At 65.7% G+C, this 14,102-nt stretch carries 12 protein-coding genes and 1 pseudogene; 7 read left to right on the forward strand and 6 right to left on the reverse strand.

Annotation, left to right across the window (positions count from 1 at the left end):
- Window positions 1-170, reverse strand: a 170-nt coding sequence (locus tag TX80_RS18370; RefSeq protein WP_326544624.1) for a TFIIB-type zinc ribbon-containing protein, incomplete at its 3' end; no start/stop codon positions are given.
- 264 nt (window positions 171-434) lie between these two features.
- Here TX80_RS18370 and TX80_RS00810 point away from each other — a divergent pair.
- The 3 genes and pseudogenes from TX80_RS00810 to TX80_RS00820 form a co-directional block, all read left to right on the forward strand.
- The gene (locus TX80_RS00810) at window positions 435-1,142 is read left to right on the forward strand and encodes an MBL fold metallo-hydrolase (RefSeq protein ID WP_049920947.1); all 708 of its coding nucleotides are present in this window, start codon (window positions 435-437) and stop codon (window positions 1,140-1,142) included.
- 73 nt (window positions 1,143-1,215) lie between these two features.
- On the forward strand, window positions 1,216-2,205 hold the full coding sequence (locus TX80_RS00815; RefSeq protein WP_049920949.1) for a zinc-ribbon domain-containing protein: 990 nt from the start codon (window positions 1,216-1,218) through the stop codon (window positions 2,203-2,205).
- Window positions 2,206-2,243: 38 nt separating this feature from the next.
- Window positions 2,244-2,672: pseudogene (locus tag TX80_RS00820) on the forward strand (zinc ribbon domain-containing protein); the annotation flags it as partial.
- 70 nt (window positions 2,673-2,742) lie between these two features.
- Here TX80_RS00820 and TX80_RS00825 read toward each other — a convergent pair.
- Together TX80_RS00825 and TX80_RS00830 are read right to left on the reverse strand one after the other, a co-directional pair.
- The gene (locus TX80_RS00825) at window positions 2,743-3,834 is read right to left on the reverse strand and encodes a DNA topoisomerase IV subunit A (RefSeq protein WP_049920951.1); all 1,092 of its coding nucleotides are present in this window, start codon (window positions 3,832-3,834) and stop codon (window positions 2,743-2,745) included.
- Entirely contained in the window at window positions 3,831-6,287 is a 2,457-nt protein-coding gene (locus tag TX80_RS00830; protein WP_049920952.1) for a DNA topoisomerase VI subunit B, read from the reverse strand. The genes TX80_RS00825 and TX80_RS00830 overlap by 4 nt, the downstream gene beginning before the upstream one ends.
- Before the next feature lie 228 nt (window positions 6,288-6,515).
- On the opposite strand from TX80_RS00830, the gene TX80_RS00835 reads away from it, so the two are divergent.
- The gene (locus TX80_RS00835) at window positions 6,516-7,160 is read left to right on the forward strand and encodes a helix-turn-helix domain-containing protein (RefSeq protein ID WP_049920954.1); all 645 of its coding nucleotides are present in this window, start codon (window positions 6,516-6,518) and stop codon (window positions 7,158-7,160) included.
- Window positions 7,161-7,188: 28 nt separating this feature from the next.
- On the opposite strand, the gene TX80_RS00840 is transcribed toward TX80_RS00835, so the two are convergent.
- Window positions 7,189-8,298, reverse strand: a complete 1,110-nt coding sequence (locus TX80_RS00840) for a M24 family metallopeptidase (RefSeq protein WP_049920955.1) — start codon at window positions 8,296-8,298, stop codon at window positions 7,189-7,191.
- Window positions 8,299-8,454: 156 nt separating this feature from the next.
- Here TX80_RS00840 and TX80_RS00845 point away from each other — a divergent pair, with 156 nt between their 5' ends.
- From TX80_RS00845 to TX80_RS00855, 3 genes are all read left to right on the forward strand, one after another.
- Window positions 8,455-9,300, forward strand: coding sequence for a COX15/CtaA family protein (locus tag TX80_RS00845; RefSeq protein WP_049922138.1), 846 nt, complete (start codon window positions 8,455-8,457; stop codon window positions 9,298-9,300).
- Between the two features lie 433 nt (window positions 9,301-9,733).
- Complete coding sequence (locus TX80_RS00850; protein WP_049920957.1) at window positions 9,734-10,459, forward strand: helix-turn-helix domain-containing protein; 726 nt, start codon at window positions 9,734-9,736, stop codon at window positions 10,457-10,459.
- A gap of 60 nt (window positions 10,460-10,519) precedes the next feature.
- The gene (locus TX80_RS00855; RefSeq protein ID WP_049920960.1) at window positions 10,520-11,152 is read left to right on the forward strand and encodes a uracil-DNA glycosylase family protein; all 633 of its coding nucleotides are present in this window, start codon (window positions 10,520-10,522) and stop codon (window positions 11,150-11,152) included.
- Between the two features lie 28 nt (window positions 11,153-11,180).
- Here TX80_RS00855 and TX80_RS00860 read toward each other — a convergent pair whose 3' ends face one another.
- Together TX80_RS00860 and TX80_RS00865 are read right to left on the reverse strand one after the other, a co-directional pair.
- On the reverse strand, window positions 11,181-12,560 hold the full coding sequence (locus TX80_RS00860) for a J domain-containing protein (RefSeq protein WP_049922139.1): 1,380 nt from the start codon (window positions 12,558-12,560) through the stop codon (window positions 11,181-11,183).
- A 92-nt stretch (window positions 12,561-12,652) separates the two neighbouring features.
- Window positions 12,653-13,939 (reverse strand): DNA polymerase Y family protein, encoded by a 1,287-nt coding sequence (locus TX80_RS00865; protein WP_049920961.1) that lies wholly within the window; start codon window positions 13,937-13,939, stop codon window positions 12,653-12,655.
- Window positions 13,940-14,102: the final 163 nt, after the last annotated feature.

Here is a 14,102-nt window from a genome sequence, read left to right on the forward strand (position 1 = left end):
TCCTCGACGACCAGGCCACAGTCCTCACAGACGGTCTCGGCGTGCTCGGTGTCCGATACTAACCGCCCGCCACACTCCGGACACTCCTCGCGCTCGTCGGTGCGTGTCGCCTCTTCCGTTTCTTCCGTCTCCCGCTCGTCCGTATACGTTCGAATGTTGGTATCAGTCATGGTGTAGTGGGTTGGTTACTCGGGGCTCCCGGGTGGGGAAACCAGAAGAAACCCGGTCACCTCAGCTAACATAGGGTAAGGCCGTAACGCATATAAGTGTTTCGCCTTCCTTATAAACTGGGCCGTATTCCTGTTATATATGTTCCGGTTATATATTCATTAATGATGTTGGTAAGGTGCGGCGAACGACCCCGTGGAACCCGTCGACGAACGCGCCGACCCGGTGTCGAACGCTTTTCGATCCCACCGCGTGAAGGGACAGCTATGACCGTTCGATTCGGCGCAGTGACCGTCGACTGGCTGGGGCTTGCGACGATCCGACTCGAGGGCCAGACGGGGGCGGTCGTCTATGTAGACCCCGGTCCCGAAACGTACGGATTCATGGACGACATCGAACCGCGGGACGGAGACCTGATCCTCGTCTCGCACGCCCACCACTACGATCCCGACTCCATTGGCCGCGTGGCTCACGAGGAGGCGATCGTCGTCGTTCACGAGTCGATCGATGCCGGCGGGCTCGACCGGGTCGAGGACAGTCCCGACGCCCTTCCGTATACCGTCGAGCGCGTTCGTGCCGACGAATCGTTCGTTCTTGGCCCGCTCGATCTGTTTACCACGCCGGCGTACAACGATCCGGCGGGGCCACACACCGACGAGAGCGGGGACCCGTACCATCCGAAAGGCGACGGCTGTGGCTTCGGCGTTACCATCGATGGGGTGTCGGCGTTCTGGCCCGGCGATACGGACGCGTTCGCCTTCCACGAGGAACTGGACGTCGATCTCTTCCTGCCGCCGGTCGGCGGGACGGTCACGATGGATCGACACGCGGCCGCGGACCTGGCCGCACGGATCGATCCCGATCTGGTGATTCCGGTCCACTACGATACGTTCGACGCGATCACGACCGACGAGGAGGCGTTCGTCGTCGACGTCGCACGACGCGGCGTCCCGGTGACCCTCGATTCGCGGTAATTGCGGTCGTTCGACCCGGTTGGAATTCCGATAGCTCCAAAGAGTTACTGTCGCCGTCGTCGACGCCGTGGATATGAGCGGCGACCGTCCTCGGCGGCGGGATCGACGCCGAAACCGCCGACACGGGACGCTGTACTGTTCGAACTGCGGCTCGGGCCTCGAGCCGTCGGTGAACTACTGCCCGAGCTGCGGGCACCCGAACGATCGAGGCGACCGCGGTTCCACGTCACGGATCCGTCGGCGTTCGCCGCCGCGGTCACATGCTACCGTCGATGGGTCCCGAACGGCCGCGACAGGACCGAACGACCGCGCCGCGCTCGACCGTCGGATCGCCGCCGCGGTACAGGCCGGCTGGGAGCTCGAACACGACTTCGGCGACCACGTCGTCATGGTTCGACGGACGGTCGGCGGCGTAAACGACCATCTCCTCGTCGCATTGCTTACCGTGTGGTGGACGATGGGCGTTGGAAACGTGCTCTACGGGGCGTACCGGTATTTCGACGACGCCGAACGAACGGTGTTGTACGCCGCGGAAGCCGACGAGACGGAAACCGACGACGGATCGCGTCAGCACGGCCTGTGGCCCGCTGTCGGCTGTTGGCTGGCGGCCGCGCTGTTCGCCATCGGGGCCGCGACGAATCCGGCAACCGGGTTGACGCTCACCCTCGGTGTCCTGTCCGTTCTCTTGGCGGTGATCGGCGTCGGCGCTGTCCCACCGGTCCGCGAACGGCTCGCGTCCCGCCACGCCGTCACGACGAACGGCTGGACGCGATCGGTGGACGAACGGATCGTCACCGCACACGATCGACCGTGTGCCGCGTGTGCCGACTCCGTCGGCCGTGGGATCGAGCGGATCTATCGCAGGGAGTTTTGCGTGCTCGGCGTTCCGCTTTCGGTCTCGGAGGGACGGAACCACTACTGTCGACGCTGTGCGAACGCCGAGACGGCCGCTGTCGACCCATCGGGAACGGCCACACGGTCGAACGAGTCGCCCGATCGATCGACCACGACGGCGACCTCGGAGGCGGGCCCGACTCGAGAGCGGGAGCCGGAACGCTCCTGAGACGAGTCCGACGGGGACGATCGGCCTGCGGCGCGGTTATCGCAGTTGGCGATCTCAGCGACATCCGCGAAGACGACAACGGCGACTCGCGGAACTGGGGCCAGTCGGGAAACAAGAAGTTGCACGGCTGGGAGTTCGACCGATTCGCCCGTCTGCTCGAATACAAGGCCGAGGAACACGGTATCCTCGTTGACCGCGTGGACGAAGAGAACACCTCGAAGACGTGTTCGTGTTGTGGCCAGATTCGAGATGCGAACCGCGTGGAGCGTGGCTTGTACGTCTGCGAATCGTGCAAAACGACGATGAACGCAGACGTCAACGGTGCAATAAACATCCGACGAAAGATAACTCAGAGTCCCCCGACCGGGGATATGAGTAACGGCTGGGTGGCCCAGCCCGGAGTCTTGCTGTTCGACCGCGAGAGCGGACGGTTCACACCGAGAGAACGGGGAGACTGCAAACCCTAATATCCCAACGCTGAGCGAATCTTCGATTCGCTTGACTCGGGAATCCCTCCCCTTCAGGGGTGGGAGGAGGTCAAAGGACGCCCATCTCGTCGAGTCGCTCCGGGAGGTACGTGTCCGTCACGAAGTCCAGCCCGTGTGATGCGAGCGACTGCTGTTCGGATTTCTTCTCGATCTCGAGTTGCAGTTCGATCTGTTCCTCCCAGTAGTCGGTCTGGAAGCGTGGGTCCTCGAGTTCGCTCTCCAGGGCGTTGACGTCCGAATCCGAGAGCGGGTCGGTCGGCAGGTCGTACTCGACGATGTCGGCGGGCTGGATGCCGATGAACTTCGCCTCGGGCGTTGCGAGATACTCCGAGAGGTGGGCCGACTTGATCGATCCGTAGGCGACCGAGCCGTAGATCCGATACGACCAGGGGTCGCCGTCGGTAAAGACGGTGACCGGAAGCTCGAGTTCGTCGTGTAGCCGTCTGGTGATCCGCCGGGTCGCCCGGGCCGGCTGGCCCTTCAGGTGGACGATCAGGGCATTGTACTCCTCGTCGAACCCGTTCTCGACGAGCCGATCACGCATGCCGCCGGTCTCGACGGCGAGGATGAAGTCGGCGTCGCAGTCGAGAAACTCGATCGTATCGGGGTTGTTCGGGATCTGGTAGCCGCCTTCGCCGACGTCCTTCTGGCAGTGAATCTCGCGTTCGCCGCGCCGCGTCTGCTCGCGCAGGTACAACGGCCCCATGATCGTCGCACCCGACTCCTCCGGGCGCATGTGGAAGTCCTCGCGGGTGACCCCCGAAACGATCTCCAAGTCCTCGACCAGCTGGTTCGACTCGTCCTGACTGGTGAACTGGGCCTCCTCGTTGTCCCAGCTCTCCGAGAGGTAGTACAGTTCACGCAGGGTCGACGACCGGTCCGCCTCGAGTTGATCCGCGAGAAACTCGATGGTGTAGACCGCTTTCAACAGCTTCCGTGCGCCGCGAACCGAGTTTGCCGACCGTGTGGACTCGCGGTCGCCGTAGACCCAGACCGCCTTGTCCTCGTCGTACTCGATGTTGTTCTTCGTCCGCGTCGGCACGGACATGTGAGGGATCTCGCCCAGTTCGAACTGGTCGTAGAACTGCGCCGCGAGATCGATCAACTGCTCTCGTGCTTGCTGGTCGTTGTCCGCGCTCATTGTTTCACCGTCAGTTTCTCGTTTTCGACTCCTTTCACGTCCAGATCGAACGTCGCGCCATCGGGTACCTCGTACTCCAGTGCCGCTTCGTCGTCGCTTTTTACCTCGGGTTCCCACTTGACGAACCACTCGCCGTCCATCTCGACGACGGTCGCATCGTCGGGCAGGTTCGTGGGTTCGGTCGAGACGATATCCGTGATCTCGAGGGACTCGTTCGTCCCCGAGTTGTTCTCGACGACGACCGAAATCTCCCGTCCGTCGCCGTTCTCCTCGACGCGGCGTTCGACGAGGACGTTGTTCATGATCCGGGCGATCGCGTCGTCGATGTCGGGTTCGTCACGGCCGGTGACCTCGGCGACTTTCTCGGCCATCTCGGGGAGGATCTTCCCGAGCACGTTCTGTTTCTTCCGGCGTTTCTGCATCGACCGACGCTTGTTGAGGTAGCTTTTCAGGTCGCGGGCCGCCTCCCGGATCGCGAGTTCGATCTCGTCTTCGATCTCGGGGACGTTCGCGACGGCGTCTTTGGACTCGCTGGTAAAGGGAACGTTCGTCGACGCGACGTGAACCATGATCACCGCGGGGCCGTTCGGGAGTCCGGAGCCGCCGGGCTGGTCGAGCCCGTAGTTTCGCCAGCCGATCGATTTGACAACGTCGGTCGTCGCACACGCACCCCGCTGGTACACGAGCGGGACGCGGTTGGCAAACCGGAGCACGTCCGCGCTTCCCTCGGCCTGAAGATCACCGCCGTAGGCGATGCCGGCCTCGACGATGAACGGATCGCCGCCGTGGACTTCGGCGTCCCGGGTTGCCGAAGCGTAAAAGTCGGCGTCGAACTCCTTTTCGAGCCCGGCCTGAATGAGCTCCGCGGAGATCGGCGAGAGACACCGCGTCGGCGGGGCCATGATGTCGGTCGCGCGCATCCCGTCGACGAGATCGCTGGTCGCGTCGCGGTCGCCCTCGAGCTCGCGTACGAGCGGCGGATCGTCGGGGACGGTCGCCATCACGTCCCAGATCGCTTCGGTGACGTTCTCGCGGGCGGTGTCGCCGAAGGCGACGTCGTCGTACTCCTCGGTGAGTTCCGCCGCCCGATCGACGTACTCGCGCAGCGTCACACGGGTCAGCCGGTGGCGCGGATCGTCGTCGGTCTCGTCCTCGAACGTTCCGGCCAGTCGAACCGCGAAGGCCTGAATCACCTCGTCGTCCTTGCGGGTGCTCGTCGCCGCGTCCACGAGTTCGTAGAGATCCGCGACGAGCCGCGAGTCGTCGGCCTCGTCAGGGTCCGCGTCCGGATCCGCGTCCGAAGCGTCGATGAGTTCGCTCCAGACGGCCTCGACGGCGTTTTCACGAACCGTCTCGCCGAACGCCGTCCCGTGTTCGGCTTCGACGGACTCGGCGGCCGCATCGACGATCTCGAGCAGTTCGGAGTGGGAGATCCGGTCGTCGTCGCCGACGCCGTCCGCGATGGCGTCGGCGAACGCGGTCGTCGCGTCGGCCCCCTTGTTCGCCGTCGCCGTCTCGACCACGGTCCGGAGGTCGATCGATTCGTGTTCCTGCGGTGGTCGCCAGCGCATCTCGCGGCCGTAGTGGCGGTCGCGGAACTCGTCGATGATCGACTCGGCGGTTTTCTTTCCGACGCGGGTGAACTCCTCCTGAAGGAACCCCGAAACCGTCTGAGAGTCCGTCGCCGCGAGCATCTTTATCACGGTGCCGAGTTCGACGCCGTGGGGGTGTGGGCGGATCTCCTCGGTCTCCTCCGGGAGCTGATCCGTCGCTCGCTCGAACTTGAAGTGTTCCTGTGGCTCCCGGAGTTCGAGGCGCGCGTGCGGGTTGACGACCGCCGTGTGTTTGATGTAGTCGTGTAACTGCTGGCGGGCGCGCATGTTCGCTTCCATCTCGAGTTCGATGCGCGTGCCGTGCGGGCGGTCCCACGTGGTCGTCTCTTCGACGCTGATCTCGGGTTCGTTTTCGTCGGTGTCGACGATGAGTTCGAAGTACTGTGCCTCGCTTGCACCCTCGGTACGGCTCGTGATCTTCGCGGGTTTGCCGCTGGTAAGCTGGGCATAGAGGACGGCGGCGGAGATCCCGATTCCCTGCTGACCGCGGGACTGTTCGCGGGCGTGAAAACGAGAGCCATAGAGAAGCTTCCCGAAGACCTTCGGCAGCGATTCTTTCGTCAGTCCCGGCCCGTTATCCTCGACGATCAGTCGATAGTAATCCCCATCCTCCTGGATTTCGACGTAGATATCCGGGAGAATACCGGCTTCCTCAGCGGCGTCCAAGGCGTTGTCGACGGCTTCCTTGACGGCCGTCACGAGGCCTCGAGCACCGCTGTCGAAGCCGAGCATGTGCTTGTTCTTCTCGAAGAACTCGGCGATCGAGATCGCCTGCTGGCTCTCTGCCAGCTCCTCGGCGATCCCCGGCTCGTCACCGAGTGTCGACTGGAACGACGTCATCACCTACCCTGTACTAACGGCGGGGCTAAAAGGTGTACGCTACCGCAGTGAAAGTGATAGCCGTCTGATCGAGCGAACGGCGGACACGGTCTGTGGCATCGTCGACAGCGGTCCGAGGGACGCGTCTCGCACCCCACGGTCCGGAAGAGTACCGAACCGCCCCGGGAGTTGCCACAACCTCGCAAAGGTTTAACCTCGCGCGAAACTTCGGTTCTGACGAGAGGACACATGGACCCGAACGATCCCGACGAACGCCCGGGTGACGACGGTGGGGAAAAGCGACGCGAAGGCGGCGACGCCGTCGGTGACGACGCGGCACCCGTCGAGTCCGAGACCGACGACGGCGTTCGGAACGCGGCCGTCGAGGAGGTCGATCAGCGGATCGTCGACCTGCTTTCGTGGATCCTCGATACGGAGACGCGGGCGAAGATCTACGTCTATCTGCTGGCCAACCCCGGCAGCACCTCCGACGAAGTCGCGACCGGAACTGGGCTCTATCCCAGTACCGTTCGCGAAGCGTTGGCGGAACTCCACGAGGAGGAACGCGTCACGCGGGAAAAGCGAGCCAACGAGGGAGCGGGGAACAACCCCTACGAGTACACGGCGATCCAGCCGAGCGACCTCGTCGGCGGCGTCGTCGATCAGGTTCAGCAGGAACTGAACACGATTTTCACGCTGGATCGCATTCTCGACCGGGAGGAAGCGTCCGACGCCGAACTCGCGGACGACGTCGAACCGGTTACGATAACGGTCGACGAAACGGATTCCCGCGCGGCCGAGACGGACGATTCCGAGGGCGACGAGACGGAACCGAACGCCGGAATCGCGGAGTCCGACGACGGTCGCGTCCCCGACGACGCCGACGAACGGTAGCCGTCGTCGATCGAACGAGCGTTCCGGTTCAGTCTTCGGTCTCCGGTTCCAGAACCGCCGGGCGTTCGATCTCGAGGTCTCGACCGACGGCCTCGACGGTCGTCGTCGGCCAGTCGTCAGTCGTCGTCAACACCGTCAGTTCGTCGTCGGTGACGAGGACGGTGTCCTCGCTTTTCGCGCCCTCGACGGTCGGGTTCCACGCGTAGGCCATCGGCGTCTCGACCGGCGCGTCGCTGTCCGGCGTCGCGATCCACTCCCGACCCGCGAAGCCGGCGGCACCACCCTGATGATGGTTTTCCCACTCGCCGGCGTGGCCGACGGCGTCGTAGGCCTCCTGAATCGCCGCGAAGACGTCCCCGGCAGTGCCACCGATTGTGGCTTCCGCCCGAGTCGCCGCGAGCGCCGTCGCTTCGACGCGGGCCGCCGCCTCGTGGCGCTGCTCGAGCCATTCGGGCGGGTCGAAGGCGACGGTACGGGTACAACTCGCGTGAAGCCCGGCCCGCTGGGCCGTCACGGAGATGAGGGCGTACTCGCCGAGCTCGGTCCGGGTCGGCGTGTAGTGGCGATACTGCGGTGCCCGTTCGGACCCGCCGACCAGCACGACCGGCGCTTCGATGTTACGCGCCGAGAGCGCGACGCGCAGCGCCGACGCGACCTCGTGTTCGGTGTCCTCGGCCCGGAGTTCCCGACAGACCGACTCGACCGCAGCTGCGGTTTCCCGACCCAGTTTCCGGTAGCGTTCGCGATCGCGTTCGGTCAGCGGCTGGCGCAACGGCGTCGGATCGATGCGCTCGAGGCCGGGTACGTCGACGTCGGCCCCGGCCCGCTCGTCGGTCCCCACGCGGCCGGCGATCGCTTCGGAAAGCGACGAGGCGTGCCAGGAGAACCGTTCGATCGAGACCGAATCGGCGTCGAGATCCGGGAGTTCCTCGGCGGCGATCCGGTCCGCTTCGATGTTGTTCGTCACGATCCGAACGTCGGAGCCGTCGTAGCCGACTGCGGCGACGCCGGCGTCCGTTTCGCGGTCGACGACGTTGTTCCCGCCGGTCAGCCAGGCGAACGAGTTCGGTCGAGCGAACCAGACCGCATCGAGGTCGCGCGTCTCGAGGTACGTCTCGAGTCGCTCGCGTTTGTCCATGTCGAGTGCTGGCGTGGCTAACCCTTGAATGCGACGAAGGGGGAGTCCCCGGACCGTCTCCGATCGCTATCGAAAAGCCAGCCCACCGATTCTCGCTCCGTTGGAACGACTCGGATAACCTAAATAGGGGTGGCCCTAACCCCCGTCAGAACGCCCGTGTCGTACGACAGCCACACGTCCGATTCGTCACCACGTTCGCTGCTCGATCGATTCGGCTTCCCGCACCTGATCGCGACGACGCTGGTCCTCGTCGCGGCGACGATCCTGCTGGGTATCGCCGCGAAAGCGACCGGATCCGGGCTGGCCTGCGAGGCGAACTGGCCCCAGTGTGATGCGGGGCCGTTTAACCTGTTCCCGGCGAACCTGCCGAGTTTCTACGAGTGGTTCCACCGCTTTGTCGCCATGTTCGCCGGCTTCGCGATCATCGGCAGTGCGCTTGCGGCCTGGCGACTTCCCGACGTCGACCGTCGCGTGGCGGGGCTGGTCGTCCTGGGGATGGTCCTGACCCCGGTTCAGGTCGCGCTCGGCCGGGAAACCGTCCTCCAGTACGAGACCCCGATCCTCTCGTTGCACTTCTGGACGGCCCTGCTCATCTTCACGCTGTTCGTCGTCGCGACGGTGCTGGTCTGGGAACCGCGCCTCTCGCGGCCACACGTTACCGGCGCACTCGCGGTCGGGGTCGTCGCGCTCCCGCTCCATATCGCGCTCAGTCCCGTCGTCGGGACCGGCGTGGCCAGCTACTCGCCGACGATGCAGATGGTCCAGTACGGCGTGACGCTCGCGCTCCTCGGCTCGGCGATCGTCGCCGCGATGGTCGGACGGAATCAGTTCGCGGATCGCCGAACGGTCGTGACGCTGCTCGCGGCTCCGCCGCTGGTCGTCGCCGTGCTCTTTTTCGGCCGGAAAGCCGTCGATCCTACGCTCGAGCTTCCGTACTTGGTCGCCGCCGGCGCACTGCTCGTGACGTTTCTCGCCGGCATTCGGGAAACTCGGCTCGATTGAGGCCACCGACGACGGCGGCTCCCTCATGTCCCGAGCGGAAAACAGCGGTTCCGAGCGGCGCATACGCCAGCAACGATGCACCGCAATGACCGACCTGATACAGCCGGGCTAACGGACCCGGCCCCGGCGTATGAATCCATCGCGATCGGCGACCCCGTTCCCGGGGTTCGACCGGTCGGCCGCGTTTCGGTGGCCCTGTCGTGCTCCGACCTCGAGCGGTCGTGAATCGGCACCCGAACTCGGCGACGTCCGGCACGACTTAAACGACTTCGATATCCAACCCCCCGATTCTTGTAACCGCCTGTGAATGTCTTATTGAACGGACCGCTATGTATCGTCGCGTTTACCATCGATACGCCCTTCGACCGCCGTCGAGTCGTGCGCAACCGCTCGAGACGTGGCTGCCCCGGCGTCGTTCGCTCGGGGGCACCCGATGAGCGTCCTCGCGACGGTCGCAGTCCCAGCGACGGAGTTCCCGCTGGGATCGCTTTTCGATCTGGAGGGCGACCTGACGGTGTCCGTCGAAACGATGGTTCCCACGAGCGAAGCGGTGATCCCGTATCTCTGGGTGCCGACCGACGTCGCCGCTTCGGTGGTCGACCGGCTGGCGGATACCCCATCCATCGCGGCCGCCTCGGTCATCGACGAGGTCGACGACAACACCCTCGTCAGAGTCGAGTGGGCGGGCCGGATCAACGGCGTTCTCGCGTCGATTCGGGAGAGCGATGCGATCCTCAGGGGGGCCGTCGGCACCGACGACCGGTGGACGTTCCGACTGCGGTTCCCCTCCTACGAGGCGCTCTCGTCGTTCTATACGGCGTGTACGTCCCGTGGCGTCTCGCTCGAACTCGTCCAGCTCCACGAGGCGGTCGATGGGGATGCCAACCGCCGGTTCGGACTGACACCGGCCCAGCGGGACCTCGTCGTCGCAGCCTACGAAGCGGGGTACTTCGACGTCCCGCGGAAGACGACGCTCGTCGAACTCGGCGACCGACTCGGCGTTTCCGACTCGGCCGTCTCACAGCGGCTGCGTCGCGGGCTGGCGACCCTGATCGACACCACGCTGATCGCCGATTCTCAGCCCGCCGAACCGGACGCCCCACGACTCGAGGCCGAAGCGGACGCCACGCTCGAAGCCGACGACGACACCGGCGCGTAACTCGACGCGCCCGTGTCAGGGATCGCGAGCGTTATAGGGTCCCGTCCCCTTCCCGTATCCGTGAAAAACGTCACCGAAAGGACGAGCAACCCGTTCGGGCTGCGACCGCCGTTCGACCGGACCGATCCCGACGAGCGAACGGCCGTCTTCGGGTACGGTGACGCCAACGCCGATTTCCACGTGATCGGGGACTTTCCCGGCGTTCACGGCGGGAAGAGAACCGGCGTGCCGTTCACCGAAACCGAGGCCGGTCTCGCGGTGCAGGACGTCATCCGGGACGTCGGCTTCGCGACCGGACCGCGGGAGCGTCCCGACCTCGAGAACTGTTACGCGAGCTACGTCCACATGTGCTGTCTCCCCGACGGCCATCGGCCGACGGAGCGGGAGTACGACGATCTGGAACGGTTCTTCGACGCCGAACTCCGGGCGATCAACGCCCACGTCCTCCTGCCGGTCGGGGACCGGGCTACCGACCACGTCCTCCGGGCGTACACCACCCAGCGTCGCCGGCTCGACCTCGAGATGGACGCCCTCCATGCCCGCGAGATCCGTGGTCGCGGCTTCATGGTCGTCCCGATCCGGAACCCGCCCGCCTGGGAAGGCAGTGATCGAGCGACGATCGTCGAGACGCTGACGGAGATCCTCGGACGGGACTATCGGCAGACGAAAGGCGTCGCGACGCTGGTCGGGTAACGGGGACGAGACGGGTGTGTCCGGCCAGTTATCGGCCGAAGTGTTTCCTGATCGTCGCTCGCAGGGGAAGTCCAAAGGCCCCCGCGAGCGGGAGCACGACGAACGCGAGGAGATCGACCGGCAGCGTCGCGTGGCCGGCGACGGCCGCCCCGAACCCGCAGAGGGGAGCCAGAACGGGAAGGACGTACAGATACGACGGCTTCCAGCCGGGTCCGCGCCGCGTATGGTGGACGATCACGCCGAACAGGAACGGCATGAGCACCGCGCCGGCGAGCAACGGACCGCCGATCAGGGTCGTCGGTACCGACAGCGCGACTGCAAGCAGGATGGTCTCGTCGATCGAGATCGGCCTCCAGGTGTGTTCCCGCCGGGTGAGGCGAACGAGGACCACGAACAGGACCGCCGCTCCGACGACGCCGGCGAGTGCGGCGTACCAGCGACTCGGCGGCACCGGCGGCGCGAGCAACTCGACGCCCGCGACGAACTCGGTTGCGGTCTCGAACCCGTGTCGACCGTCCGTAAGCACCGATCGGAGCCCGTCGGGATCCGTCCCGGCGGCGGCCAGTTCGGTCCGAAACGCCGACAGGGCAGCGCCGTTCTCGAGCGCGAAGTGAGCGAGTCCGCCGACGTAGACGAGTACGGACAGCCAGATCAGCGGGAGCGCGAAGTTCTGGCGTCGCCACCAGCGCACGAGCGGATTGTCCGCCGCCCGTGCGAGCCACGAGGTGTCGGGCTCGCCTTGCTGTGTCGCGCCGGAGGCCGGATCCGCCTGTGACGCTTCGCGACCCGCCCCGGCGGCGTCACGGCTGTGCGTCGTTTCGGTCCCTCGACTGCCGGACGCCGTCGAGCCGGCGCGGTTGGCTGTCGTTCCGGTCGCCGACGCGCCGGCGGTGGCGTCAGCGGTCGATCCCGTCGTCCCCGACGCGGCTCCGTCACGGGTCGTCGATCCCGTTTGCGTTCGTGTCCCGGACCCGGCGGCCGACGAGCGTCCGCTCGAGGAGGCGGCCGTTCCGCCCGTCTTCGAGCGGGACCCGGTCGTCGATCCCGTCGACGCCGTACTCGCTCCCGCGGTTGCCGCTCCCGCTGTGGCCGCTCGCGTGTCCGACTCCGCGTCGGCGTCGGACGCGTCGTCATCGTCGTCGGCACTGGCCCAGACGTCGGGGGAGGGAATACCGCTGGTTCGTTTCGCGACGTAGTCTTCGTGACCGAGTCGGTCGTAGGCCTGACGCTCGACCGGATCGCTGAGAATATCGTAGGCTTTCTTGACGGCGGTGAACTGCGCCCGCGCCCGGTCGTCGTCGTTCAGGTCGGGATGGTACACGCGGACCTTCTCACGGTAGGCCTCCTTGATCTCGTCCTGGGAGGCGTCGGGAGAAATCTCGAGAAGGTCGTAGAAGTCCTCTGTCATGGGAATCGGGGACGTGTAGTCTGGTCCGTGCATGGTGAACGGACGGGTATCGTTTCAGTGTTCCGTTCGACCGGTATCGAACGCAACGACAGTCACGAAAAGTCAGTCAACGACGCCTGTCCCGTCGGGCCATCCGTGGACGGCGGGTCCGATTCCGGCTCCGGGTCCCGATCGGCACCACTCCGATCCGTGGGTGTCTCCCCGACGGCGTCCCACCCGTCGAGGCTGGTCTGTTCGCCCGACGTAAACTCGAGATTCGCCACCCGAACGCCGAGCTTTCGGACGGGATCGGTCTCGAACTCCGAGAAGAGATCCCGGGCGATCCGATCGACGAGGTCGGGGTCGTCGACCGGACCCGGAAGCGATCGTTCGCGCGTGTTGACGTCGTACGGCGGCGTAACGGCCTTGACGCCGACGGTCCGGTACAGCGCCCCTTCCCGCCGGGTCCGATCGGCGACCGCCGCCGCGAGCGTCCCGAGTCGCTCGTATTTCGGCTCCGCAGCCGTCACCGGGTCGGCAAACGCCGACTCGCGCGAGAAACTCTTGGGATCGCCTTTCGGTTCGACGGGGCGGTCGTCCTCGCCGCGGGCGCGATCGTACAGCTCTCGCCCGCGCTCGCCGAACCGCTCGACCAGCGGTTCGGGATCTGTCTCGGCGATGTCGCCGGCCGTCTCGAGGCCCATCTCGCGCAACTCGCGGGCGGTTACGGGACCGACGCCGTGGAGCAACTCGACGTCGAGCGGGGCGAGAAACGCCCGGAGTTCCTCGGGGCGGACGACGGTGAGGCCGTCCGGTTTGTCGAAGTCACTCGCGATCTTGGCCGCGCTCATCGTCGGCGCGGCGCCGACGCTTACCGTGACGCCGACCTCCCGGCGGATGCGGTCTTTGATGTGGCGTGCGAAGCCGTCGGCAACGTCCCAGGCGGTTCGTTCGGTGACGTCGAGGTACGCCTCGTCGATACTCACCTCGCGGACGACGTCGGCACAGTCGTGGAGAACGCCCCTGACCTCGGCCGCGACCGATTCGTAGTACTCCATGTCGACGGGGCGGTAGTACCCGGTCGATTCCCGCTCGAGATCGGGGTCGTGATCGTCCGCGTCGGCGTCGAGGGCCGCGCGTCTGGGAAGGTGCTCGAGGGCCGTCGAGATCGCCTGCGCGCTCTCGACGCCGAACTCGCGTGCCTCGTAGCTTGCAGTGGCAACCGCGCCGACGGTCTCGCCGGGTTCGTACCCCATTCCGACGACGACGGGCTCACCGCGAAGGGCCGGCTCGCGCAGTCGCTCACAGGAGGCATAGAAACAGTCGGCGTCGACGTGACAGACGATCCGATCCGCCGCCGTTCGCTCGCCGACGCCCGGCAGCCGCGGTCCGTCGGACATTCGCCTAGCTGTCGGTTCGTCCGAACCGTTGTGAACGTTGCGACCGGTCGTGACTCGGCGAAACCGGCGACGGCTTCTCGCGCTCTCGCCGGCCCCGGAACGCAATCCGTTCCGAAATCCCGCCAGTAAACGAACAAGACTTATTAGCTGTTCGTTGTTTCCA

The sequence above is a fragment of the Halopiger djelfimassiliensis genome (genome assembly GCF_000455365.1).
Lineage (GTDB): Archaea > Halobacteriota > Halobacteria > Halobacteriales > Natrialbaceae > Halopiger_B > Halopiger_B djelfimassiliensis.

Bases quoted from the DNA above. Each gene is read 5' to 3' on its own strand.
- TX80_RS00860 (WP_049922139.1), bottom strand. From the start codon at position 12,560: ATGACAGAGGACTTCTACGACCTTCTCGAGATTTCTCCCGACGCCTCC.
- TX80_RS00815 (WP_049920949.1), top strand. From the start codon at position 1,216: ATGAGCGGCGACCGTCCTCGGCGGCGGGATCGACGCCGAAACCGCCGA.
- TX80_RS00810 (WP_049920947.1), top strand. From the start codon at position 435: ATGACCGTTCGATTCGGCGCAGTGACCGTCGACTGGCTGGGGCTTGCG.
- TX80_RS00825 (WP_049920951.1), bottom strand. From the start codon at position 3,834: ATGAGCGCGGACAACGACCAGCAAGCACGAGAGCAGTTGATCGATCTC.
- TX80_RS00840 (WP_049920955.1), bottom strand. From the start codon at position 8,298: ATGGACAAACGCGAGCGACTCGAGACGTACCTCGAGACGCGCGACCTC.
- TX80_RS00850 (WP_049920957.1), top strand. From the start codon at position 9,734: ATGAGCGTCCTCGCGACGGTCGCAGTCCCAGCGACGGAGTTCCCGCTG.
- TX80_RS00830 (WP_049920952.1), bottom strand. From the start codon at position 6,287: ATGACGTCGTTCCAGTCGACACTCGGTGACGAGCCGGGGATCGCCGAG.
- TX80_RS00835 (WP_049920954.1), top strand. From the start codon at position 6,516: ATGGACCCGAACGATCCCGACGAACGCCCGGGTGACGACGGTGGGGAA.
- TX80_RS00865 (WP_049920961.1), bottom strand. From the start codon at position 13,939: ATGTCCGACGGACCGCGGCTGCCGGGCGTCGGCGAGCGAACGGCGGCG.